The following is a 22558-nucleotide window of genomic DNA, read 5'->3' as shown; positions in this document are numbered from 1 at the left end:
ACGACGATGAAAGAATCCCTGATGGACATCCTCTGTGACCCCCTCGACAAGAGTGAACTCGAGTTGGAAGTCGACGAGCGTGACGGCGATGAAATCATCGAGGGGCGGCTCATCGGCACGGTCACCGGCGAGGTATACCCCATCGAGGACGGTATCCCGAACCTCCTGCCGCCGGACATGCGCGATAACTAACCGGACCTGAACGTTTTTCTATTCCCGCTCCGACGGTGGTACCGTGTCGAACGCGCCGCTCACCGTCACGCTGAACGACGAGCGCCCTCACGACCTCTCGGTAGCGCCATCGTTCTCGACGAGAGACACGTTCGCGGTCGAACTCGAAAACCGCGGACAGGCGGTCCACGTCCACCTGCACGTCGATGACGAACTTTCGCGGGTGATGACGCTTTCCGAGGGGAACCACTTCGTAGATGGCGGCCAGACGAAGTTAGTCAATGTGTTCGTTTCTCCGCCGCCCGAACCGGTGACCGGGAAACTCAAAATCGTCTCCGGACACGGGTCCGAGACGGTCTACGTCGACGTGACTGTCAACCCGAGTAATGGAAAACCGCCGGTCGAGGTGGACGAGACGCTGTCGAAGCCGCGGACGCCCGAACCGGAACCGAGCATAACAGAGAGCCTCGCTGACGTGTTTCCGAGGGTCGACGTACAGACCGTTCCACTGGTGCTTCTCGCCCTCGCGGCGCTCGCACTCGCGGTCGGCGTCGCCTCGGTCTTCAAAAGTTTCGTCATCACCCTCGGTGCTGGCGTCGTCGTCGGCGGCGTTCTCGTCGCGCTGGTGCTGACGGTCTGGTAGCTGCGACTGCAATTATATCAATACATCAATATTCTCAGCGTTCGCCCTCGCGATGTCGCTCGGAGGGAAGAAGGAAGACGGTCGCGACGGTCTTCGGGGCACTCGGTGTTCCATACGCGAGACGGGCGGTGTGTTGGCCGGCGCTGTCGCCGTCGTCGCCGTTTTTAATTTCTATTCGTCGTCCGTCGGAACACCGCAGAGGTTGCCGTCGTCGTCGAACAACTTCGCGCGCAGGAACCGCGTCCGGTAGCGGTTGGCTCCTTCGTATACGTCCGCTTCGCGGATGTCGTCGATGCGGTCGTCGGCGACCGCTTCGATAATCGCTTCGACCTGCTCTTTTTCCGACGGCGTGAGTTCGAACTCGTAGGTGTTCGTCTCCTCGGATTCGAGTCGGGTCCACTTGCGGGATGCCGCGATGACGAGCGAACAGGGTTCGCGGCACGGGAAGACGCCGTCGCCGCCGTCAACGTCGAGGTCGGTCTCGTCGTCGTACTGCCACGCCCGCCGTTTGACACACTGCGAGTCGTCACAGCAGGTCTCGGCGACCCAGTTCACGTGTTCGTGACCGTCGTCGCGGTTCCACGTCTCGATGACACTGTACATGCCGGTCTGTCGCTCAATCGTCTCCTCCCAGTGAGCGATGTCGAGTTCGCCCTCGCGCTCGCGATACCAGTTCGGCACCGTCGCTGGGTAGAACGTCTCGACCGCCTCGACGAGGTCGCGGCCGTCGAGGTCGGGGAAGACCCAGCCGCCAGCGAGGTTGTTGCCGGTCTTCAGCGGCCGGTAACGGCCCTTTTCGTCGTAGGTCGCTAACTGTCGCGCTGCGAACGGTTCGTGGTACGTGTCGAGGTCGGACACGTCGAGGTCGGTCTCGTCGGCGTGGCGCAGTTCGTAGGTTCGCTCGCCGTGGTCATCGATGGTGACCGTGACGAGGAGTTGTCCCCACTCGCGCTGGAGACCGTCTCGAAGCGCGTCGTAGCGTTCCGGGATGGAACGCCCGTCTCCGCCGTCTGCGCCTTCGACCCACCGGAGGAAGGCCCGGCGTTGCGGGCTGGACTCACCGATGACGCGGTTCCAGAAGTACCAGTTGGTCACGTAGTCGGTGTTGTCGGCGAGCGCATCGGTGAGTGCGTCTTCGGAGAGACCGTCTTGTTCCGCTTCGGGCGTCTCCAGTCGGTAGCCGTCGTCGTGGTGCGTTACGTGAAGCCCGTCGAGGTGGACACCGTCGCCGGTCGCGGCGGCATCGACGAGCGCATCGAGAGCGTGCTCCATCGTTAGTCACCCGCCTGCGGCGTCTTCCGGGTTCGTTCGCGGACGACTTCGAGCGTGTCGCCGATATCTGCGCCCGCATCGGCGGCGCGTTCGAGCACTACGTCGGCCATCAGGCCCTCGGTGCCGACAGCGCCTGCATACCAGATATCGTGGCCGTCGACCGCGGCGGGAACGTCGTAGCCCATGCGGTAATCGTCGGTGAGGCCCATATCCTCCGGAATGTCCTCCTGCGTGTGGAACCCGTCCGCGATAAACAGCGGGACGACGACGATGTCGTCGGACTCGAAGAAGTCGGTCACGTCGTCGACTTCCGGCTCTTCGTCCATGTAGAGCGCCTGTACCTCGTCGAATCGACCCTTCTCTCGAATGCGGTCGGCGTGGTACTCGATTGCTTTCGCGGAGTTCTCGTTGCGCTCGGTTCCGTGACCGACGACCGCGAGTCCGAATCCCCCGCCGACGTTCGGGTCGCCGGTGACGGATTCCGCGCGACGGACGATGACATCGGTCATCGCCTCGTGCGTCCCGACCGGACCGCAGTAGTGGACCCTCTTTTCGGGTACGTCGTCGGCGGTGAGCGTGACGTGTGATGCCGAAAGTCCGTCGGACTCCCAGTCAGATACGTTCCACCCATCGAGCCGAAGCTCTCGCGGGATGACCTGCTCGGTGAAGTAGCCCTCGCTGACGAAAAGCGGGACCACGTACACCTCGTCGGACTCGACGGTTCGGAGGACTTCACGAATCGACGGCTCTTCCTTCCAGAATCCGGTTCGGACCTCGTCGAACGCGTCTACGTCGCGGATAGTATCCGCGTGGTCGTAGGTGGGTGCGCTCGAATCCGGGTTCAGGTGCGACCCGTGCGCCACGATGACCAGCGCTTGCATGTCCGGGGGTTACGACGGGACTGTCTTATGAACTTCGCATCCAGAAAAGGAATCTTGGCGTTCAGCCAACTCGCGTTCACCGCCCGTTCACGAAGCGTCGATGGCGGCGGCTTTTTGCACACGCCCGACGACCCCCCAGATATGTCTCTCGCCGCCGACGCGCGCGATGCCGTTCGCGAACGACCGTTCCTCCTCACCGCGCTCCGTGCGGGCGTCGTCAACTATGCCGCCGTCGCCTCCTATCTCGACCTCGGAGACGACGACGCGGTTTCGGCCGCACTCCGGCGCTTTGCCGAAGACCTGCCCGAACTCGAACCCGATGCCCGCGAGGCGACCGTGACGATGCGCAGCGGCGTCGGACTCGTCGGTGAGGATATCGAGGAAACGGACGACGAGCCGATTCTCTCGGTTGCCGGTGTCGACCTTGCGGCCGGTGGCCCGCTCACCGCGATAATTGCCGAGGGTGAAGTCGACACGGCAGCCCTCACGACTGTCCTCTCACGCCTCGATGCCGAGTCCGTCGTCGTCGATTCGGCTGGCGTCGCTGGCGACACGATGGCGGTCGTCGTTCCGCGTCGACAGGGGGCCGCCGCGCTCCGAGTCGTCGAATCGGCTATCGAGAACGTGTACGTCTGAGTGTTCCGGCAGTGAGGGATTCTCCGACACTCGTTCCGACGGGTTGAAAATCCTCCCACGAGTAGCCGAGAGCGATGACCCTGTCCGTGACCAACACCCTGACGGGAGCGCGCGAGGAGTTCGAGTCGCACGGCGACGAAGTGCTGCTCTACGTCTGTGGACTGACGGTCTCGGACGACGCACACCTCGGCCACGCTCGCCTGTGGATGCACGCAGACCTGATGCACCGCTGGCTCGAATACGAGGGCTACGACGTCCGACACGTCGAAAACTTCACCGACGTGAACGAGAAGATTGCCGCCCGCATCGGCGAAGACGACCTCGGCGAGGACGAATCGTCCGTCGCCGAACACTTCGTCGACGACGTAATCAGCGACATGCGCGGCCTCAATCTGAAGCGAGCGGAGGTCTACCCGCGCGTCTCCGAGCACATTCCCGAGATTATCGACCTCATCGAGACGCTCGTCGACCGCGGGCACGCCTACGAGTCGAACGGTTCCGTCTACTTCGACGTGTCCACGTTCGACGACTACGGCAAACTCTCGAACCAGAAACTCGAAGAATTGGAGTCCCGCGCAAACGACAGCGAGCGCTCCGAGAAGCGGAACCCCACCGACTTCGCACTCTGGAAGGCCGGTGCCGTCGCACCCGAGACGGCGGCCGAACACCGACATCCCGACCTTGACCCGCTTACGGACCCGTGCGGGCAGACGTGGGAGTCGCCGTGGGGCGAGGGCCGACCCGGGTGGCACATCGAGTGCTCTGCGATGTCGATGACCCACCTCGACGAAACCATCGACATCCACGTCGGCGGCCGCGACCTCGTGTTCCCGCATCACGAAAACGAGATTGCCCAGTCGGAAGCCGCGACCGGCCAACAGTTCGCCCGCTACTGGCTCCACGTCGGCTTGCTCCAGACCGAAGGCGACAAAATGAGTTCCAGCCTGGGGAACTTCTTTACCGTCCACGACGCGCTCGGCGAGTTCGGCGCTGATGTGATTCGGACGTTCTATCTCTCGACCGCCTACGGCTCCGAACAGACGTACTCCGAAGAGACGATTTCGGAAGCCGAAGAGCGCTGGAGCCGACTCGAACGCGCCTACGAGACCGCCGTCGAAGCGTGCGACAGTCCCGACGCGCGGACGAAAGTCGAAGCGACAGAACTCCGCAAGGCCGTCGACGAGACCCGCGAGAACTTCCGCGAGGCGATGAACGACGACTTCAACGTCCGCGAGGCGATGGCGGAACTGCTCGAACTCGCAAGCGCGGTCAACCGACACGTCGGCGACGCCGACGAGTACGACTATCGCGCTCTCCGCGAGGCAATCGAGACGTTCGAGGCCCTCGGTGGCGAGGTGTTCGGACTCTCCTTCGGCGAGTCGGGCGACGGGGGCGACGTCTCAGTCGCCGAAGACCTCGTGCAACTCGTCTTGGACGTGCGCGAGGCCGAACGCGAGGCAGGTAATTACGAGCGCGCGGACGAACTTCGAGACGAACTGACTGCTCTCGGTGTCGAAGTCGAAGACAGTTCTGACGGCGCGACGTTCCGCTTCGAGTAAGCAGTCACACCACGACTCAACAGCTTTCTTTTCGGCCTCGAAGTCACTGCCGGCTACGGCTGCGTCGCCGTCTCACCGATGTCGACTGACGCACCGCTCACGACGAACCGCGCACCCCCGTCTCGGCCGTGTTCGACGTAGATGTCCCAGCCGTGGGCATCCACGATTTCGGCGACGATAGCGAGCCCGAGTCCGGTTCCGCCGCTGTTCGTCGAAAACCCCGACTCGAACACGTCGTCTCGTTTGTCCTCTGGAATTCCCATTCCCGAATCTTCGACGTAGAATCCGTCGTCGGTCGTTCCGACCCAGAGATTGATGTCGTCGCCGCCGTGTTCGAACGCGTTACGAACGAGGTTTTCGAAGAGCCGCCGGAGTCGGTCGGGGTCGGCGGCGATGGTTCCGTCCGATTCGATAGTGAGTTGCGCGTCGTCCGTCACGACGACATCCCACGCTAGCGAAGCGATGTTTCCGAGTCGAACCGGCGTCGGGTCCTCGACGATTTGCCCGTGTCGGGCGAGACTGAGCGCATCCTGGATGATGTCGTCCATCCGTTCGAGTGCGCGTTGTGCCGTCTCTGTGTGGGCGTCGTCTCCCGTCTCGCGCGCCAGTTCGAGATGACCGGATGCGATGTTGAGCGGGTTGCGGAGGTCGTGAGAGACCACGCTTGCGAACCGTTCCAGTCGCTCGTTCGCCCGACTGAGTTTCCGTTCTCGTTTCGTCCGTTCGGTGATATCTCGAAGGTTCAGGACGATACCCTCTACGAACGGCTCGTTCAGTAGGTTTCGTCCGATTCCTTCGACGACCACGGGGTCGTCTCCGGGGCCGCTAATGCGCGCCTCGAATCGTTCGGCTCCCCCCGGCAGTTCACAAATCCGGGAAAACGTCTGTTTCACCGAGTCGAGGTCCACGTCATCGACAAGGTCGAAACTGGATTTGCCGATGAGTGCGTCCGGAGAATGTCCGGTCAACTCTTCGATTGGCGGACTCACGTACTCGATTCGACCCTCCTCGTCGAGGACGGCAATGACATCCGACGCGTGTTCGATGGAGGATTGAAATCGCCGCTGAGCACGCTGTCGCTCAGTCGCGTCACGGATGGTGACGACCATCCCGCTTTCACCTTCGGCAAGCGGCGATGCCCTGACTTCGAGATACCGATGGGTCCCGTCCCCATCTACCTCGAAGACGACTGTCGTATCCTGTCTGCTGTCGCCCTGTACGTCTTCGAGAAGGTCGTCGATTGGCGGTGCCACCGTCGAGAGATGGCATCCAATAGAATCATCGGGCGACGAGAGCAGTTGCTGTGCTGCCGGATTCAAATCGATGATTCGACGGTCCTTGTCGAGGACAACGTAGGCGTCTCGCATCTCCTCGACGACGGTGTCCCGGGCGACTGGCACGAGGTCCAAGAGCCGATATCGAAAGAGTGCAACCGCGAAGAGCACGCCGGAGGCGGCGAACGCGATAGACGTGTAGTTGAGTACCGAACCACCCAGGACCCAGTAGATATTTGGTGCGAGTGAGACGGCAGCACCGGCGAAGATAGCGAGTCCCTGTATTCGGAGGACTCGCCGCAACCGAAGGATTCGGCGCAATAGAACCGACATCCCGAGAAGAACCAGCAGATACGAGTAGGCGACGTGGGCGTAGTACCACAGGTGGAGTTCACGCTGGACGACGACGAGCGGTGACTCGGTGATACCGGTCACAGTCCACGCAAGTCCGTGGAGAGGATTCGCCATGACCATGGCTGACAAGAGAACAGACGGCACGGTGATAATTGCAATCCGCTTCCGTGTGGGCGTGATTCGAGAGTCGGCGTACTGGAGGGCGAAGGCGAGCCACGCGGGTGGGAGGACGCTGACACCGACATATGACAGTCGAAGCCAGAACAATTGCCACTCCACACTGGTTCCGGCAAGTTGGAGAAGATACAACGCGGACCACCACGCTGAAGCGACGGTAATCGTCCCGAGTGCAGTTGCACCGGTCGTCGTGCGATATCGAAACGAGTACGCAGCGATTGCTCCCGCCAAGAGGACAGACACAATGAGGGGGATAAAGATGGGATGAAACTGCCACGTACCGTCCATCGTGCGAAAACAAACGGACCCGTGTTATAAGGGTTGGCAGTACTGTCAGCTGCCGAGAATCACATCGTAAAGAGGTGTGAGTCGTCCGGGATGTCGAACAGTCCCATCCGAACGCCAGCGTCCAGCCAGCCGTACCCGTAGGAGAATGATGCGAGCGCGTTCACCCAGTCATCCGTATCTTTGAAGTGGCGGCCGTCGTCGAGATAGGATTCGGCCATTTCGAGGCAGTCGGCGGCGGCGTGGCCGAGGTGAGTCTCCTCGGGGACGGCCTGTACTGCTTCATCGAGCGCATCGGCGAGCATGCTCTCGTATCGGTTCGTCTTCTCGTGAAGGTCGGCGGTCATGTCCAGTTGTGTGTCCGCAACGGATACCGGTCTTTCGCTCCGTGTTGGTGACGACCGGCTCGCACATCTGTGATATGTGTTCTCGTGGCGGTTTTGTAGCAGGTCTCGCAATACAGCGAAACCTTAAGACACCGCTGAAGCGAACTACGAGCCATGACAGAAGACGCCGATTCGTTCGTCGAGCACAGGAAGCTCATCATCGCTGGTTCGGGCATTTCTGGCCTCTCGTCGGCTATCTACGCTGCGCGCTCCAACAACGAACCACTCGTATTCGAAGGCGACGAGCCGGGTGGCCAGCTTACCCTTACGACGGAAGTCGACAACTATCCCGGCTTCCCCGAGGGTATCTCCGGTCCCGAACTCATCAACAACATGAAAGAGCAGGCCAAGCGCTTCGGCACGGAGATTCGCCACGGCATCATCGAGGATGTCGATGCATCGGAGCGCCCCTTCACGGTCACACTGCAGAACGGCGATGTCTACACCACCGACGCACTCATCTCTGCTTCCGGCGCGTCGGCGCGGACGCTCGGCATCCCCGGCGAAGATGACCTGATGGGCTACGGCCTCTCGACGTGTGCGACCTGTGACGGCGCGTTCTTCCGCGACGAGAAGATTATGGTCATCGGTGGCGGCGACGCGGCCGTCGAGGAGGCAAACTTCCTCACGAAGTTCGCCTCGAAGGTCTATCTCGTCCACCGCCGCGAGGAGTTCCGCGCCGAAGACTACTGGGTCGACCGCCTGATGGAGAAGGTCGACGAGGACGAAATCGAGCTGATGCTCAACACCGAAGCGACCGAACTCCACGGCTCCGCTGAGGAGGGTGTCGACCACGTGACGCTCGTCCGCAACCCCGAGGGCCACCCGACGGCCAAACTCGACGACCCCGAGACCGAGGAGTTCGACTTCGACGTTGGCGCGGTGTTCTACGCCATCGGCCACACGCCGAACGCCGACTACCTCGAAGGCACGGGCGTCCAGCGCGAGGAAGACGGCTACATTATCGCCAAAGGCGGCTCCGGCGGCGGCCAGACGGCGACGGACGTGCCCGGCATCTTCGCCGCGGGCGACGTGGTGGACTACCACTACCAGCAGGCCGCGACGGCGGGTGGCATGGGCGTAAAGGCCGCCCTCGACGCCGACGACTACCTCGAAGAACTCGAACGCGAGGAAAAGCAGGCCGCGACCGGCGCGGCAGAATAACCGACTCGGCGTCTTAGGAGTCACTTTTCTCTCGTTGCGTCCGATTCTCGTCTGGGGACGCACTCGGAACGAAGCCTTGGTAGCCGAGACTCAAGACGAGATAGCTAATCGCACCTATAGTATCGTTTGCAAGTCATCGTACACTCGCTCGACCGCTGTCATTCGACCGGATGTGTCACCAGTTGCAAACGCTACTATAATTCCGCACACCGTGACTACGCTACTGCACATTCTCTCCGCGTTACGTGAGTTGTGACAGAATCAGCCCGGTAGACACGCTGATAACGCCGAAAACGGCGTAGATGCTCGCAAATAGGGGCGCGTCGAGCACGTTCGTCAGGTCGGCAACCGCGACTGCGAAGAACAGAAGGCTGACGCCCACGAGACCACCGCCGAGAATATTCGGGACTCCTCGCTCGGTTTCCATGGTCTCTGTTCACTCTCTGGGGAACAATAAGTAGTCGGGGACGAAGCCCGCTCAGTCCGCCGGTTCCACAGTCACGCCGCGCTCTTCAGGTGTCAGGTAACACTGCGGGTCGGGACCGAATAGCTCCCCGGTCGCCGCGAGCGAACGGAGGCGTGACGACCCGCGACAAACGTCCTGATACTGGCACGTAGCGCACTTCCCGGTGAGGTACTGCTCCCGCTCGCGGAGTTTGGCGAGAAGCGGGTTGGACTCGTCGTCCCAGATGTCACCGAAGGGTCTGTCGCGGACGTTACCGAGGCTATAACTCTGCCAGAACTGCGTGAGATGCACGTCGCCGCGGTAGTCAACGTCGGCGACGCGCTCGCCGGTCGGGTCGCCGCCGTTGACGCGGAGATACCGGTGAATTTCGTCGGCGTAGTCGCGTCCGAGTTCCTCTTCCGCGTATTCGACGACGTACGCGGAGTCGGCGTAGTTACCGACTAACAGCGTCTCGATGTTCTCGCCTGCCTCGTGGTACTCGCGGGTCATGTCGAAAAGACGGCGGACGGCGCGTCGCTGGGCCTCGTCGTCGAGGTCGGCGTCGGCGATGTCGCCGCCGCGGCCGCCGTAGTCGAGGTGGTAGAAACAGAAACGGTCGACACCCACGTCGTACAGGAGGTCGACCACGTCTTCCATGTCGGCGGCGTTGTGCTCGGTGATGGTGTACCGAAGGCCGGTCTTGAGGCCCACGGAGAGGCAGTTCTCGATGCCGCGAACCGCGGCGTCGAACGCGCCATCTTTCCCTCGGAATCGGTCGTTTCGCTCTTCGAGACCGTCGACGGAGACGCCGGCGTAGGAGAGACCGGCGTCACGGAGTGCGGCCGCCTTCTCTTCCGTGATGAGCGTCCCGTTAGTCGAAAGGACTGCACGGATACCCGCGTCGGTCGCGTAGTCGACGAGTTCGACGAGGTCTTCGCGGACGAGCGGTTCGCCGCCCGAAAACAGAAGGACCGGTACGTCGTAGGCGGCTAAATCGTCGATTAGCCCCTTCGCTTCCGCGGTCGACAGTTCACCCTGCGCGGGGTCGAGGTCGGCACCCGCATAGCAGTGTTCGCAGTAGAGGTTGCACCGCCGCGTCGTGTTCCAGACGACGACAGGCCGCTTTTGTTTCTCTTCTCGAATCTGCTCGTAGTTCTCGTTCGGGTCGTCGTAGCGGAGACCGTCGCCTTCGGCGCCGCGGCCACACAGGAGTTTGCTAATCGAAATCATTCGGGGGATACCTCACTTTCGGCGGCAGTCGACGACGTATTTCCCTTGGCTTGCAGGTCGTTCCCGCCGAGTCGAAGCATCTCGTCGGCCGGACAGAGCCATATCGCTCCCTCGTCGTCGCCGAAGAGAGTTCTCGCCTGCTCAACTGCGAGGTCGCCGGACGGTGCGGTCACGCTGCCGACGTGACGCATCGGTTCGGTCGAATCCTCGCGGAAGAGTACTTCCCACTGGCGACTTCCGTCGATTCGGGCCTTTCGCCTCGGGTCGTCGTCACTATCCATGTGCACACCTTCGGAAGGGAACGCTACGCTCGTTTCGCACGTTTTCAGCGCGTGGGAATCGAAGCAGTAGACTTGCTCCAGTACAAAGTAGCAGTGAACGATGACGGAACGATTCTCTCGGCGGACTTTCCTTCACGCAACGGCTGCATCTACCGGAATTGCGCTTCTCGCAGGGTGTTCCAGCTCTGCGGATACCGATTCAGGCGAAAACGGCGACTCAGACGCGACCACCACGGCCGACACCGAAAGCCGAGACTTCGGCGGCTGGTTCGACCGAACCGACAACTACGACGGCGTCCACGACATGACCGGCAAGGACACGGTCAGTGTCACTGTCGGCGCAGAAGGCAACGGTGGCGGATACTTGGCCTTCACCCCTGCTGCAGTGAAGGTCTCACCAGATACGACCGTCGTCTGGGAGTGGACGGGAAACGGCGGGACGCACAACGTCGTCGAGCGAGAAAACGGGCTGTTCGAGTCGGAAATCACCAGCACTGAGGGCCACACCTTCGAGTACACGTTCGAAGAGACAGGAGAGTACCGCTACGTCTGTGTTCCCCACGAACAACTCGGTATGGTCGGCGCAGTCGTCGTCGAGTAGACGCCGCTGGACCGCAGAAACGCAACTAATCTTTCACGCTATCTTTTCAGCGTCACTCAACGGTGCCGTACACAGGACACAGCCCGTTTCGCGGAGCGTCTGTAACATCGGTTCGTTGACCCGATATCGCTCACCACACTGTGGACAGGTCACGTCGAACTCGTGCATTGGAGGCTCACCAACTATTAGTAGGCTCCTCGAACCCGAGGGAGCACACCCTCAATTCACGGGGCACTGATAGTTCTCCGGCAATCGTCATCGCGTCAGTCCTGTAGAATGGCACCCATGAGCTTCTTTTGTGCCATCGCGAGATGTTCGGAGAACGTCGACGTCGTGATGCCGAGTTCGGTCGCCACCTCCCCCTTGTTGGCGCGCCGTGGGTGGTCGAAGTATCCCATATCGTGGGCCTTCTCCAGCACCTCACGCTGCCGGTCGGTGAGTTGTCCGCGTTCGACTAACACGAGGTCGCGGGATTCGTCGGAAGACGACTGGAGGAGCCGACGCACGTCCACTGAACCGGACGCCTCACGAAGGGCGGAGACAACGTCACGGAGCGTGTCCACATCGGGGGCATGGAACGTCAAGAAGAGCGCGCCGTCACGCGTCTGTACGTCAACTACGGGGCAGTCGAACGTCTCGACTTGCTCGCATGGACACCCGACGCCGCCCTCGCGTTCGAACCGATAGACGCTCCCGTCGCCGTAGTCGAACAGTTGGTCCATCTCATCGGGGATGCTGTCGGTGTCGTCGAAGACGAACTCCTCGGTAACAGCCCCATCCTCGTTCGGGGACATGCTTCGCGACAGCGCGTACCCGGATGTGTCACCCTCGGATACCGATGCGACGGGGCAGTCCGTCGGACCCGTCACTTTCAACTCTGCTCTGATGCCCGCTGCGCTCGTCATGTATGTACACAGCGGCCCCAGGCCCTGATATAAACACCCACGATACACCGGGCCTTTATATTGCGGGCCCTGTTCAGCCGCGTTGACCGGGCGGATTTTCGGCGACGTGTTTGTGAGGTGTATAAAGTGCCCCGCATATTCGGGGTGGACTTCGACGGGCTACGCGGACCAAACACCAGATGAGCATGCAGACCGGCCTTAGACGCAACCCGACCAACCCCGCCGAGATGCAGGCAGAGCAGGTTCTCGAAGCACTCTCGGACCGTGCGTGCAGACAGATACTCACGACGCTTCAGGGCGCAGCCAACCCGATGACTGCACAGGAGCTTTCGAGCACGTGTGATGTACCGCTTTCGACGACCTACCGGAAACTCGAACAGCTTTCGGACGCGAACCTTCTCGAAGAGACCCTGCAGTTACGCGCAAACGGAACGCACACACACGAGTATCGGACGGAGGTAGACTCGGTTACGGTCTGTTTGAACGACGAGGACGGACTCGATGTCGTCATCCCGGGGGAGTTCTGATGGGTTCTGAATCAGCACACACACCGGGTTCGAACACCGAAGTTCCCACGCGGCCGCGACTTACGTCGCGCATCGTCACCCGCGATGACGGACGCGAAGAATGTACGATTCATCCCGAAGATGCGACTCCGGACGAACTGCTGACAACGTGGGTGACCGCACTCGACGACACGTTCGTCGACCTCGACTCGATGCGATAGTGACGTTACAGGGCCGAAAATGGTATTCTCAAATGTGTCTCGTGACGAGTTAGTCGGTAGCTTATGTAGCAGCGTGGCCGAGACGGTTGGGAACGGCTGAGCGCGGTCGGTGGGAACGGCTGGGCGCGGTCGGTGGGAACGGCTGAGCGCGGTCGGTTCGGGTTAGCCGAAGACGAACGATTATAACCGGCTATGGTCGGTCGGGTCGCCGTCTCCGCGCTGCGGGCGGAGGCTGTCGAGTTCCATGAGGTACTCTTCGAGTAAGGTCGGAAAGGCCCGCCCGCGGAGATTCCTGAGACCGAAGTCGGCGGCCCAACTGATGATGCCGGTGTCCTCGGTAACGACACCGGCGTTCAATTCGCGGGCGAGGATGAGGAGGTCAAAGTCCTCACGCGAGTCGAGAACGCCCTGTCTGAGCGCGCCGCGATAATCCTCGCGGAGGTCGGAGATTACCTTATCCACGTCCGAGAGTTCCGACCCCCCGTCGGACCGCCGTTTGGACTCTTCGGCCTTCCGGACGGCTTTCTCGGAGACGCGGAGACCGCGATTGACCCGGTCCGACATCTCGTCGATAAACCGATAGACGATTTCGGCGGGGATGTACACCTCGTAGCGGTCGGGGTGTTTCTTGATGACCCACGTGTCGAGTTTGCCGAGCACGTCCTCCGAAACGCCGCGTTCACGGAGCACGTGCTCCAGTTCGGCGGCGATAGACGGCGGCATGTAACACGAGATATTCAGGTCCAGTCGAGCGGCAGCAATCGTATCGAGGAGTCGCTCGACTCCCTCTTCGAACGTTTCGTCGTCGTCTCGAATCTCCTCGGAGAGAAAAAGTGAGGTGTCGAGCACGAACCGTTGTTTGAGCGGGTACTCGGCCATTAGATAGACATTCGCACTCGTGGACCATGACCCTTCCCCGTGTGAGAGGTACATTCAGCTCTGTGTGAGTGATGAGTCAGTTCCGACGACACTGGAATCAGCCCAGATTCAAAACAGCGGTTTGAGTTGGTCGGCATCGGTCTCAACGAGATTTTCGAGTGGTTCGACATTCGACTCGGGCGTGGCGAACATCTCTCGCTGTGCCTCGATGGCGACTGCCTGAAGTTCCTTTACACGCGGGACATCGTACACACCGGAAAAGAGGACGACAGCAGCCACGTAGTTCGATTCGACGGGATAGTCGCCGCCACGAATCTCCCGCGACCCGGTCTCGTCTTCGACCCACGCCCGACCTCGTTCGAGACCGCGGCGGGTAAGCACGTCCGGTGGCCCGGCGACGATGACGAGTCCGCGTTCAATATCGGCTATTTGACACGGGAGCGTGAGTCGGCCGAGGGCGGCACGTCTCACGAGGTTGGCGAGTCGGTTCGTCGAGTGAGGGGTGTCATCGGAGTCGGTGCGTCTCCCGACGAGTCGAGAGAGAAGCCCTCGCTCGGGTCTATCGTGTTCGACCGATACGTAGCCGACCGTCGAAATGCCGCCGGTTGCGAGCGTACTGATGATTTCGGACGTCTCGATAGTCAAGTCCGCGTTGGCGTCGGTTCCGTCGGCACCGAACAGCACGCCCAATCGGCGGGCGAGTTCCGCGTTAGGCATCTCGTACGCAGCGTCACCGCTTCGACGCCAGTTCTCGTTGTCGAAGAGTATGAGGTTGTCAACCTCGTGGACGAACGTCTGGAGCGACTGCGCGGCGTTGATGACGTAGATACCGCCTTCGTCTCGTGCGGGCAACAGTCCGAGTCCGTAGACGGGCTTGGCGTAGCTTCGGCTGAGTTCACGTGCGATGACGGGTGCGCCGCCGGAGCCGGTGCCGCCACCGAGTCCAGCAACCACAAGGAAGGCATCGATTTCGTGAATCGGGAGGTCGTCGACCATCACGAGCACATCGCAGATGTCTTCGGCAACAATGTCTGCACCGAGCTCGATGTCTGCACCGGCGCCGTGACCCATCACGTGAGGTAACCCGACGAGAACCTGCCGCGACGCTGGGACGTGCCGCAGTTCTCGTAAGTCCGAACGAGCCGAATTGACGGCAATTGCGTCGGCGACGAAGCCAGTTCCGGTTCGTCGGTCGTAGTCAATGAGGGCGTCGGCGACCGTTCCGCCAGCCTGACCGACCCCGATGAGTGCGAGTTTCATAGTCCGGTTCCTCTCGAAATTCTGAATGTCAAGACGGACGCACTATGTTTGAGTATGCGCTGCGTAGACACGTATCAGTCAATGGCTAACAGTTGTGGGAGACCGTGAGTCGTCGACGGCCCGTTAGGACTGATTTGAGTGGTATGGTGAGTCGTCAAAACCGCTGTCCGTCTCGTCGGCGTCACCTTCCACATCGCTGGTATCGGTATCGTCTTTCATCTCGCCTGAACGCTCGCGGAACGACTCGCAGGCGAGTTCACCGACGGTGGAAAGTAACTCGCTGGAAGACACCACGTGGCCTCGGTCGCGGAGTCGCTCGTAGACGGCGCGACCGGCGTCACCGGCGTAGTTTCGTTCTGAAAACGGACGTTCTTCGACGAGGACGAGGTACTCAGCGGCCGTCGCGGCTTCGAGGTTTGCGAGGTTCCCTTCGCCGACTTCCACGTCTGCGACGACGGTCACGTCGGCGGCTTCGATGTTCGATTCGAGGGCCGCCTGTGCAGCATCGTCAACTGGGGCGTAGGGCGGGACCGTCGCGAGGTCTGCACCGACCCGTCGGGCGGCTTCGGCGTCAGTGTCGCCTTCGTTGAGCACGCCGGCAGAAAGCGCATAGCCCGCGGCAGAGAGGACGTGGAGTGCTCGCGCACCGGTTCCGCCGCCACCGACGACGTGAACGCGACCGCTCGCATCGTCGGACGATTGCGGGAGTGCAGTCACGTAGACGGAACCAGTCACGGGGTGCCGGGAGACGACCGCCTCGGCGTCGAATGCCGTCTGCAAGTTGGACTCGGTGAGCACCATCTCGGGGTCGCCAGCCGACAGGATTCGGCCGCCGGAAAGGAGTACCAAAGCATCACAGTAGTGAGCCGCGAGATTCAGGTCGTGAATAGCCGCCACCGCGGTCGTCCCATCAGCAACGAGGTCGGAGACGAGTTCGAGCGTCCGAACCTGATGGTTGATGTCGAGGCTGGCGGTCGGTTCGTCGAGGAGCAAGACGGGCGTCTTCTGTGCCAGCGCACGGGCAATGAGGACGCGCTGTCGCTCGCCGCCGCTTACTTCCGTAACGGGGCGGTCTTCGAGGGCCGTGATGGTGGTCCGCTCCATCGCCCGCTCGACTGCCGCCTCGTCGGCCGCGCTCCACCCGTCGAACCGGCCACGGTGGGGCGTCCGACCCATCTTGACGACCTCGCGGACGGGGAAGTCGAAGGTGACGCTCGTCGTCTGCGGGACGGTCGCGACGAGTCTGCTCGCCGCCTTCGAAGAGAGCGCGTGAATATCTTCGCCGGTGATTTTGACGGTCCCGCGTTCCGGTGTCAGTGCACCGTTGAGCGTCCGGAGAAGCGTCGTCTTCCCCGCACCGTTGGGGCCGATGAGGCCGACGAACGTCCCGTCGCCAATCTCAGCGGAGATGGCGTCGAGTATCTGCTGGCCGCCGAGGGACACCGAGACGTCGTCGAGTTCGATTGCCGGGTCGGCGTCGAAGGGGTCGTTCTTGGGGTCGTCGCTCGTGGAGGCATCACTCACGGCGAGTGCACCTCCCGCGTGCGGAGGAGATAGAGGAAAAACGGCGCACCGACCGCGGCGGTTACCACGCCGACCGGAATCTCAGCCGCGCCCGACCGGGCAATCGTGTCGGTGGCGACGAGAAACGACGCGCCCGCCAGCGCCGACGCCGGGAGGAGAATCCGGTGGTCGGGACCGACGACGAGTCGGAGCATGTGCGGGACGACGAGACCGACGAATCCGATAACGCCCGAAACCGCAACCGCGGCCGCGGTGACGACACTCGCCGTAGCAAGCAGGAGTTGTTTCGCCCGCTCGACTTCGATTCCGAGGGCGTGGGCGTCGTCTTCGCCGAGGAGTAAGACGTTCAGGTCGCGGGCGTGGACGAGCAAGAGGAGAAACGGAAGCGGGAGCACGAGAGAAAGCATCCCCACTTCGTCCCACGTCGCGCCCGCGAGGTGACCCATGAGCCAGAAGACGACCTGCCGGAGGCTCTCACCGCTCTGGAGGAGGAGAAACGAGATAACCGCGCCGAGAAACGTCTGGATGGCGACGCCAGCGAGAAGCAAAGTTGCAACGGGCGTTCGGCCGTTTTCCGTCGCAAGCAGGTAGACGACGAAAGCGGTGACGACGGCGCTGACGAAGGCCGCTCCTTCGAGTCCGAACGGAATCGAAAGCGGCAGTACGATAGTCGACACCGCACCCACAGCAGCACCCGACGAGACACCGACGATAGACGGGTCAGCCATCGGATTCCGGAAGAATCCCTGCATGACGGTCCCCGCGGTTGCGAGTGCGAATCCGACGAGCGCTGCGAGGAGAATCCGCGGGAGCCGAACCGAGAGAACGATGATGCGGGCGGTTCTGGGAACGGTGAAATCGAACGGCGAGACGAACTCGATGCTCGGCGTCGGGACCGACCCCACGAGCGGAAGGATAGTCGAACTACGGACGGAAACACCGACGGGAATCGGGACCGCGTCGACGAGGATTGTGACGACGGTCCGCGGTGGGATGGTGACTGCACCGATGCCGGCGCTCACCACGATAACGAGGACTAAAAGCGCGGCGAGGCCAATCGCCCACGTGGTCGCCCGCGTTCGAACACTCATCTAACACAACCGGGCTTTCAGTAGGCAAATATTTATTGAACTGCCGATGAGGCCACTATCGTGAACTACCGATACGTTGCCGCGCTCTTGGCACTCGTGACCGTGTTCGCTGGCGTCCCAGCGCCGGTCGCGGCCACAGACCAGACTGCACAGTGTACGTTCCCGATGACAGTCACCGACGCCACGGGAACCGAAGTGAACATCACCGAGAACCCCGAGCGCGTCGTTACGACCAACCCGAGCGCCGCCCAGACGATGTGGGAAATCGGCGCGAAAGACGAAGTCGTCGGCGTCTCGCAGTACGCGACGTACCTCGACGGCGCGAGCGAGAAAACGAACGTCTCGGCGTCGAGCGGCCTCAACGTCGAGGTCGTTATCGATCTCGACCCCGACCTCGTGCTCGTCCCGAACTCCTCGTACAACGCCGAACCCGACCGCATCGAGCAACTCCGCTCGGCCAATCTCACTGTCGTCGTCTTCGAGTCCGGCAAGTCGCTCGACGGCGTTGCGAACAAAACCGAACGTATCGGTCGCATGACCGGTAACTGCGACTCCGGCCTCGAACGCGCAGAGGAGATGCGCACGTCCATCCAGCACATGGAACAGGCACTTGACGGTGTCGAGCGTCCCGTCGGCCTCAACGCGTTCTTCGGTTACACCTCGGGCAAGAACACGTTCATCTCCGAGATTATGACGACCGCCGGGCTTCGAAACGGTGCGGCGGAGGCGAACATCACCGGCTTCGGCCAGATTAACGAGGAGACCGTCGTCGACATGAATCCCGAGTACATCGTCGTCCCCTCACACGCGCCGGTTCCGAGCAGTCCTGCCTACAACAGCACGACGGCCATACAGGAAGGCAACGTCATCGTCGTCGACGCCAACAAACTCCAACAGCCTGCGCCGCGCGCGGTCGAAGCGAGTGAGGAAATCATGAAGGCGGTCCACCCCGACGCCTACGAGCAGTATCAGGAACTCCAGAACGAGTCGGTGACGGAATCGACTGACTCGGCAACTGAAACGACGACTCAGGAGAACGCGACCGAGAACACTACCGAAGAAGAACCCGAAACGACCGCGACACCCGAACAGACCACCGAGAGTGACGCACCCGGATTCGGTTCGGTTGTGAGCGTTATCGCGCTTGCCGCCGTAGCACTTCTCGCTCGGTACCGGTAAGGAACAGCGCATCTCGACAGTTTTTATTTTCGCACGTTCCCCGCGAGTACGTAGCGTGCCAGTGGTCACAACGTCGAGAGCACGTCAGTGAGACTCACAGCGGACAGCCAGAATGCCAAGAGTTGCCCGCCGAGAATCATCACGATGCCAACGACGCCGAGCCAATAGACGCGCTTGCGCATCGTGCAACGCGCGAGTTCGGCGTCGCCTCGAATTAAGACCGATTCAGACGCTCCTTCGATACAGACGACGCCGGGGTCGGCGGCTTGAGTCGCGTTTCCGATGACGGTGACAGAGCTGTCGGCAGGGATATATCGCTCGGCGAATTGGAGGTTGTCGTCCGACGACTCGGGAGCCGGGAGGTCCGGATGCTCCCTGAGGAACGTGGCCGCGGGCTCCGGGACGTGCTTCGAGAGGTCGATAGTGAACGTGTGTTCTTTTTTGTTGAACGTGCGGGGGTCCTCTGCAGTGACCTCGACTGTGCCGTCTCCGAGCGAGAATTCGGCTTGCTCAGTCCCTTCGCCGAAATGCTTCCACTCTCTCCTCGAACTGTTGAAATCTCCTCTTCGGACGGTCCAATCGGTGTAGACAGACGGGCGACCGGAAAACGGTGTTTTGGGCTCGTCTTCCCGGTCGCCCGAGAGTGGTATCGGTAGACCCGAAGTGCCGACGAGCGAGTGTGTATCGCTCGGGGTGATGGCTTCGGGTTCGGCGAAGGACACACGCCGCAACAGGCGATACGCGTCTATCGAACTCACGGAGACAGCCACGGCAAAGAACCCAACCCCGGCGACCACGGACCCGAAAAACCACAGTTCGTTGCCCATGTCTGCTCCCGCGAGAACGGGGAGGTACGCCCACAGGAACGCCGCGATAGCGAACGTCCAGCCCACGTGACTGGGGATTCCGAACTGCTGAGACACTTGCGCGGAAGCTCCCGGGTCGAGCCACCGGAACGAAAACACGAACACGACCGACAGTATAACCAATCCAACGTACCCGAATCCGCTCATGTCACTTGTTTCCGACCACGCATTGTATAATAAACATCCGACTACGGAATCGTCAGGCGTCTGCTCCCCGCCCCGAAGAGACCACAACCGTATTACCGTCGGATGGCGGAGACACGGGTATGGTCGAGAACGTCATCTACCCCGCCTACCTCGACGCCTCGCTTTCGCGTAGCGAGGGTCGGCGGGTCTCCAAGTCGGCAGCAGTCGAAGACCCGACCGTAGACGAAGTTGCGAAGGCCGTCCAGCAGGTCGGCTACGACGCGGTCATCGAACGAGACAAACAGTACTCCCGTGAGTTCGAGCCGCGCGGTCGCGTCCTCGTGAACAACGCCGACGACGCCACCAAAAACGACATCGTACAGGCCGCCGCCGCCTACGTCGACATCCTCCGCGACTGATGCGACGAATCGGCACCGTCTCCCGAACGGCACAAGGACTCGCTATCGTTCGCCTCGGCGACGACGACCAACCGGACATCGGCACGATGGTTGTCGATGAATCGCTCTCGACAGTTGGCCGTATCGTCGACGTGTTCGGCCCGGTCGACCGTCCGTACGTCGCTATCACGGCTGACGACGGCAATCCAGCGCGACTCGTCGGCAGCAAACTTTACGCCCGCTGACGAATCCAGAGCGCAATCCCCAAAGCCTTCGGGTGGAAACGCCCCTTCATGTCACGCCGCGCCTATCGAGGGGTCGCCCTCGCCGCCCTCATCTTCCTCGTCGTACAGGTGGGTGCGCTCGCCCTCGCTCCGACCTTTTCCGAACTCGGATACCAGACGTTCGACGACCCGTCAAACCCGACGAATAGCCTCGTCTACATCGGCGCGATTATCGGTATGACGGCGTTCATGCTCGCGGCGTTCAAATACGACCTCGACCAACTCATTCGCGGGATTATCGTCTTTACGAGCGGGTTGCTCTCGTGGTACGTCTTCTCGGCCATCATCCCGAGCGAACCCCTCGCAATCGGTCTCTCGGCGGCCGTCGCCATCGCGCTCTTCGTCTATCCCGAGTGGTACGTCATCGACATCTCGGGAGCGCTCATGGGCGCGGGCGCAGCAGGACTGTTCGGCATTAGTTTCGGACTGCTCCCGTCGCTCGTACTCCTATCGGTTCTCGCCGTCTACGACGCTATCAGCGTCTACAAGACGAAACACATGCTCGACCTCGCCGAAGGAGTGATGGACCTCCGAATTCCGGTCGTGCTCGTCATCCCGACGACCTTCTCGTACTCGCTCCTCGACGACGACTTCGCGCGCGATGCAAACGATGTCGGTGAGAATGCAGCGGACGCGGACGCCGGGAACGATGCGGAAGACGCAGACGCAGGAGACACAGACGAAGAACGCGACCCCGCCGACCGCGACGCGTTCTTCATCGGTCTCGGCGACGCGGTCATGCCGACGGTGATGGTCGCGTCGGCGGCGGTCTTCTCGGAAGCCCCGGCGCTCGGCATCTCGGCGCTTCCGGTGTTGAATTTGCCCGCACTGCTCGCCATGGTCGGGACGTTCATCGGCTTCGCCGGTCTCATGTGGGCCGTGATGAAAGGCCGCGCCCACGCCGGACTCCCGCTTCTCAACGGCGGAGCCATCGGCGGCTATCTCATCGGTGCCGTGATTGCGGGTGTTCCGCTCGTCGAAGCACTCGGACTAGCGCAGTATCTGTAAAACCGGGTTCCGACTCCGGCAGTCGCCGGGGTTGGGGATATTTTCCCGTCGCTATTCTTCGCTTCCCGCACCTTCGCGGACCCGCACGGCCATCCCCGTCTCGAAGTCGAGCATGGCATCTGCAGAGAGTTCCGCGCGCCCGACGCCGAGGAGGTTGCCGTCGGGACCGACGACGCAAACCTCGTCGCTCGGGCGGATGCCGGGGTCCACATCGGTCACGAACTTCGCGAAGACGTTCTTGCCGTCGCGAACGAACGGGATGGACTCGTCGCCCACGCGGACGACGTACGCATCGTCGAGTTCGGCACGGAGTCGCCGCCCGCCGGCAATGCCGAGGGTGAAGCGGCCGTCGGTTCCGTAGGAGGTGACGCGGTCGCCCTCGACGTACACCTGTCGCGGGCGGCCGCTCCGCGAGCGTGAGAGTTCGATATCCGCGTCGGCAGGGAACAGCGCGTCACCCGCACCGCCCCCAAACTGGTAGTCTGCGACGACCCGGAGGTCTGCCAGGTCGGCCGCGTCGGCTTCGGTCATACCCGGTCGTTCTCCCTGCCGGCTAAAGTGGGTCGCGGTCGCGGACGATGGGGTGAGGCATGTTGTCACTACAGGCCCAGACGAAAAGTCATAAGTACCGGAACGACCGCCGTCGGAGTATGACTGCGGACGTTCGGCTCGCCGGCGTGGGAACCGTCTTGCTCCTCGTGAGCAGCGGGCTTCTCACGCAGACAGCCATCGACGGGCGGCTTTCGATGTTCCTCGCCGCTATTGCCATGCTCGGTGCACTCGCCACCGCTTTCCGGGTATCTTCGCCGACGGCTTGACTGTCCGTCTCCCCGTCGTCTTTCTATCCTCTCTCTGCTCTGTTTCTGCTCTCGGTTCGTTATCCATTTGATATTGGTCAGTTATTTCTCTCCCATCGGTGTGTCATCTAATTGATTTGTTTCTCGTATCCGTC

Annotated in this window: 28 protein-coding genes; 13 read left to right on the top strand and 15 right to left on the bottom strand. The window is 61.8% G+C overall.

Annotated elements, in window-relative coordinates; genetic code table 11:
* Window positions 1-6 precede the first annotated feature (6 nt).
* Together HFX_RS19620 and HFX_RS05540 are read left to right on the top strand one after the other, a co-directional pair.
* Complete coding sequence (locus tag HFX_RS19620; protein WP_014732238.1) at window positions 7-192, top strand: methytransferase partner Trm112; 186 nt, start codon at window positions 7-9, stop codon at window positions 190-192.
* A 43-nt stretch (window positions 193-235) separates the two neighbouring features.
* Window positions 236-814 (top strand): DUF7524 family protein, encoded by a 579-nt coding sequence (locus HFX_RS05540; RefSeq protein ID WP_004572535.1) that lies wholly within the window; start codon window positions 236-238, stop codon window positions 812-814.
* 171 nt (window positions 815-985) lie between these two features.
* Here HFX_RS05540 and HFX_RS05535 read toward each other — a convergent pair whose 3' ends face one another.
* Window positions 986-2086 (bottom strand): DR2241 family protein, encoded by a 1101-nt coding sequence (locus HFX_RS05535; protein ID WP_004572536.1) that lies wholly within the window; start codon window positions 2084-2086, stop codon window positions 986-988.
* Window positions 2087-2088: 2 nt separating this feature from the next.
* Entirely contained in the window at window positions 2089-2967 is an 879-nt protein-coding gene (locus tag HFX_RS05530) for a CbiX/SirB N-terminal domain-containing protein (protein WP_004572537.1), read from the bottom strand.
* Window positions 2968-3108: 141 nt separating this feature from the next.
* Here HFX_RS05530 and HFX_RS05525 point away from each other — a divergent pair, with 141 nt between their 5' ends.
* Both HFX_RS05525 and cysS read left to right on the top strand, forming a co-directional pair.
* Entirely contained in the window at window positions 3109-3603 is a 495-nt protein-coding gene (locus tag HFX_RS05525; RefSeq protein WP_049917418.1) for a DUF7523 family protein, read from the top strand.
* A gap of 74 nt (window positions 3604-3677) precedes the next feature.
* The gene (gene cysS / locus HFX_RS05520; protein ID WP_004572539.1) at window positions 3678-5162 is read left to right on the top strand and encodes a cysteine--tRNA ligase; all 1485 of its coding nucleotides are present in this window, start codon (window positions 3678-3680) and stop codon (window positions 5160-5162) included.
* Window positions 5163-5215: 53 nt separating this feature from the next.
* Here cysS and HFX_RS05515 read toward each other — a convergent pair whose 3' ends face one another.
* Window positions 5216-7255 (bottom strand): histidine kinase N-terminal 7TM domain-containing protein, encoded by a 2040-nt coding sequence (locus HFX_RS05515; RefSeq protein ID WP_004572540.1) that lies wholly within the window; start codon window positions 7253-7255, stop codon window positions 5216-5218.
* 59 nt (window positions 7256-7314) lie between these two features.
* Window positions 7315-7599 carry a DUF357 domain-containing protein gene (locus tag HFX_RS05510; protein ID WP_004572541.1) on the bottom strand — a complete coding sequence of 95 codons (285 nt, stop codon included), beginning with the start codon at window positions 7597-7599 and terminating at the stop codon, window positions 7315-7317.
* 153 nt (window positions 7600-7752) lie between these two features.
* Here HFX_RS05510 and HFX_RS05505 point away from each other — a divergent pair, with 153 nt between their 5' ends.
* Window positions 7753-8802: an NAD(P)/FAD-dependent oxidoreductase gene (locus HFX_RS05505; RefSeq protein WP_004572542.1), complete on the top strand. Its 1050-nt coding sequence runs from the start codon at window positions 7753-7755 to the stop codon at window positions 8800-8802.
* A 241-nt stretch (window positions 8803-9043) separates the two neighbouring features.
* On the opposite strand, the gene HFX_RS05500 is transcribed toward HFX_RS05505, so the two are convergent.
* The 3 genes from HFX_RS05500 to HFX_RS05490 are packed head-to-tail and all read right to left on the bottom strand — an operon-like array spanning window position 9044 to window position 10758.
* Window positions 9044-9229 (bottom strand): hypothetical protein, encoded by a 186-nt coding sequence (locus tag HFX_RS05500; protein ID WP_004572543.1) that lies wholly within the window; start codon window positions 9227-9229, stop codon window positions 9044-9046.
* A 51-nt stretch (window positions 9230-9280) separates the two neighbouring features.
* Window positions 9281-10477 carry a TIGR04347 family pseudo-SAM/SPASM protein gene (locus HFX_RS05495; protein ID WP_004572544.1) on the bottom strand — a complete coding sequence of 399 codons (1197 nt, stop codon included), beginning with the start codon at window positions 10475-10477 and terminating at the stop codon, window positions 9281-9283.
* On the bottom strand, window positions 10474-10758 hold the full coding sequence (locus HFX_RS05490; RefSeq protein WP_004572545.1) for an Htur_1727 family rSAM-partnered candidate RiPP: 285 nt from the start codon (window positions 10756-10758) through the stop codon (window positions 10474-10476). Before HFX_RS05490 ends, HFX_RS05495 begins: the two co-directional genes overlap by 4 nt.
* A 100-nt stretch (window positions 10759-10858) precedes the next feature.
* Between HFX_RS05490 and HFX_RS05485 the strand changes: the two genes are divergently transcribed.
* The gene (locus HFX_RS05485; protein ID WP_004572546.1) at window positions 10859-11359 is read left to right on the top strand and encodes a halocyanin domain-containing protein; all 501 of its coding nucleotides are present in this window, start codon (window positions 10859-10861) and stop codon (window positions 11357-11359) included.
* A gap of 33 nt (window positions 11360-11392) precedes the next feature.
* Here HFX_RS05485 and HFX_RS20685 read toward each other — a convergent pair whose 3' ends face one another.
* Window positions 11393-11527, bottom strand: a complete 135-nt coding sequence (locus HFX_RS20685; RefSeq protein WP_425497317.1) for a DUF7560 family zinc ribbon protein — start codon at window positions 11525-11527, stop codon at window positions 11393-11395.
* Between the two features lie 95 nt (window positions 11528-11622).
* On the bottom strand, window positions 11623-12264 hold the full coding sequence (locus HFX_RS05480; RefSeq protein ID WP_004572547.1) for a helix-turn-helix domain-containing protein: 642 nt from the start codon (window positions 12262-12264) through the stop codon (window positions 11623-11625).
* A gap of 185 nt (window positions 12265-12449) precedes the next feature.
* Here HFX_RS05480 and HFX_RS05475 point away from each other — a divergent pair, with 185 nt between their 5' ends.
* The gene (locus HFX_RS05475; protein ID WP_004572548.1) at window positions 12450-12791 is read left to right on the top strand and encodes a winged helix-turn-helix domain-containing protein; all 342 of its coding nucleotides are present in this window, start codon (window positions 12450-12452) and stop codon (window positions 12789-12791) included.
* Window positions 12791-12991 carry a DUF7511 domain-containing protein gene (locus HFX_RS05470; RefSeq protein WP_004572549.1) on the top strand — a complete coding sequence of 67 codons (201 nt, stop codon included), beginning with the start codon at window positions 12791-12793 and terminating at the stop codon, window positions 12989-12991. The genes HFX_RS05475 and HFX_RS05470 overlap by 1 nt, the downstream gene beginning before the upstream one ends.
* 180 nt (window positions 12992-13171) lie before the next feature.
* Here HFX_RS05470 and HFX_RS05465 read toward each other — a convergent pair whose 3' ends face one another.
* From HFX_RS05465 to btuC, 4 genes are all read right to left on the bottom strand, one after another.
* Window positions 13172-13870, bottom strand: a complete 699-nt coding sequence (locus tag HFX_RS05465) for an RNA ligase partner protein (protein ID WP_004572550.1) — start codon at window positions 13868-13870, stop codon at window positions 13172-13174.
* Window positions 13871-13978: 108 nt separating this feature from the next.
* The gene (locus tag HFX_RS05460; protein ID WP_004572551.1) at window positions 13979-15130 is read right to left on the bottom strand and encodes a tubulin/FtsZ family protein; all 1152 of its coding nucleotides are present in this window, start codon (window positions 15128-15130) and stop codon (window positions 13979-13981) included.
* Window positions 15131-15253: 123 nt separating this feature from the next.
* Window positions 15254-16654 carry a heme ABC transporter ATP-binding protein gene (locus HFX_RS05455; RefSeq protein ID WP_004572552.1) on the bottom strand — a complete coding sequence of 467 codons (1401 nt, stop codon included), beginning with the start codon at window positions 16652-16654 and terminating at the stop codon, window positions 15254-15256.
* Window positions 16651-17745 carry a vitamin B12 ABC transporter permease BtuC gene (btuC, locus tag HFX_RS05450; protein WP_004572553.1) on the bottom strand — a complete coding sequence of 365 codons (1095 nt, stop codon included), beginning with the start codon at window positions 17743-17745 and terminating at the stop codon, window positions 16651-16653. Before btuC ends, HFX_RS05455 begins: the two co-directional genes overlap by 4 nt.
* A 60-nt stretch (window positions 17746-17805) precedes the next feature.
* On the opposite strand from btuC, the gene HFX_RS05445 reads away from it, so the two are divergent.
* Window positions 17806-18924, top strand: a complete 1119-nt coding sequence (locus HFX_RS05445; RefSeq protein ID WP_004572554.1) for a PGF-CTERM-anchored ABC transporter substrate-binding protein — start codon at window positions 17806-17808, stop codon at window positions 18922-18924.
* Window positions 18925-18989: 65 nt separating this feature from the next.
* Here HFX_RS05445 and HFX_RS05440 read toward each other — a convergent pair whose 3' ends face one another.
* Window positions 18990-19937, bottom strand: a complete 948-nt coding sequence (locus HFX_RS05440) for a hypothetical protein (RefSeq protein ID WP_004572555.1) — start codon at window positions 19935-19937, stop codon at window positions 18990-18992.
* 119 nt (window positions 19938-20056) lie between these two features.
* Between HFX_RS05440 and srp19 the strand changes: the two genes are divergently transcribed.
* The 3 genes from srp19 to HFX_RS05425 are packed head-to-tail and all read left to right on the top strand — an operon-like array spanning window position 20057 to window position 21606.
* Window positions 20057-20335, top strand: a complete 279-nt coding sequence (gene srp19 / locus HFX_RS05435; RefSeq protein WP_004572556.1) for a signal recognition particle subunit SRP19 — start codon at window positions 20057-20059, stop codon at window positions 20333-20335.
* Complete coding sequence (locus HFX_RS05430; RefSeq protein ID WP_004572557.1) at window positions 20335-20559, top strand: H/ACA ribonucleoprotein complex subunit GAR1; 225 nt, start codon at window positions 20335-20337, stop codon at window positions 20557-20559. Before srp19 ends, HFX_RS05430 begins: the two co-directional genes overlap by 1 nt.
* 48 nt (window positions 20560-20607) lie before the next feature.
* Entirely contained in the window at window positions 20608-21606 is a 999-nt protein-coding gene (locus HFX_RS05425; RefSeq protein WP_004572558.1) for a presenilin family intramembrane aspartyl protease PSH, read from the top strand.
* 51 nt (window positions 21607-21657) lie between these two features.
* On the opposite strand, the gene HFX_RS05420 is transcribed toward HFX_RS05425, so the two are convergent.
* Window positions 21658-22137 carry a PUA domain-containing protein gene (locus tag HFX_RS05420; protein WP_004572559.1) on the bottom strand — a complete coding sequence of 160 codons (480 nt, stop codon included), beginning with the start codon at window positions 22135-22137 and terminating at the stop codon, window positions 21658-21660.
* A gap of 119 nt (window positions 22138-22256) precedes the next feature.
* On the opposite strand from HFX_RS05420, the gene HFX_RS19985 reads away from it, so the two are divergent.
* A complete protein-coding gene (locus tag HFX_RS19985; protein WP_169330952.1) occupies window positions 22257-22424 on the top strand; it encodes a hypothetical protein in 168 nt (55 codons plus the stop codon).
* Window positions 22425-22558 lie beyond the last annotated feature (134 nt).

The organism is Haloferax mediterranei ATCC 33500 (genome assembly GCF_000306765.2).
GTDB lineage: Archaea > Halobacteriota > Halobacteria > Halobacteriales > Haloferacaceae > Haloferax > Haloferax mediterranei.
Note: the sequence above shows the minus strand (reverse complement) of the source record. Positions and strands in the feature narration are given on the sequence as shown.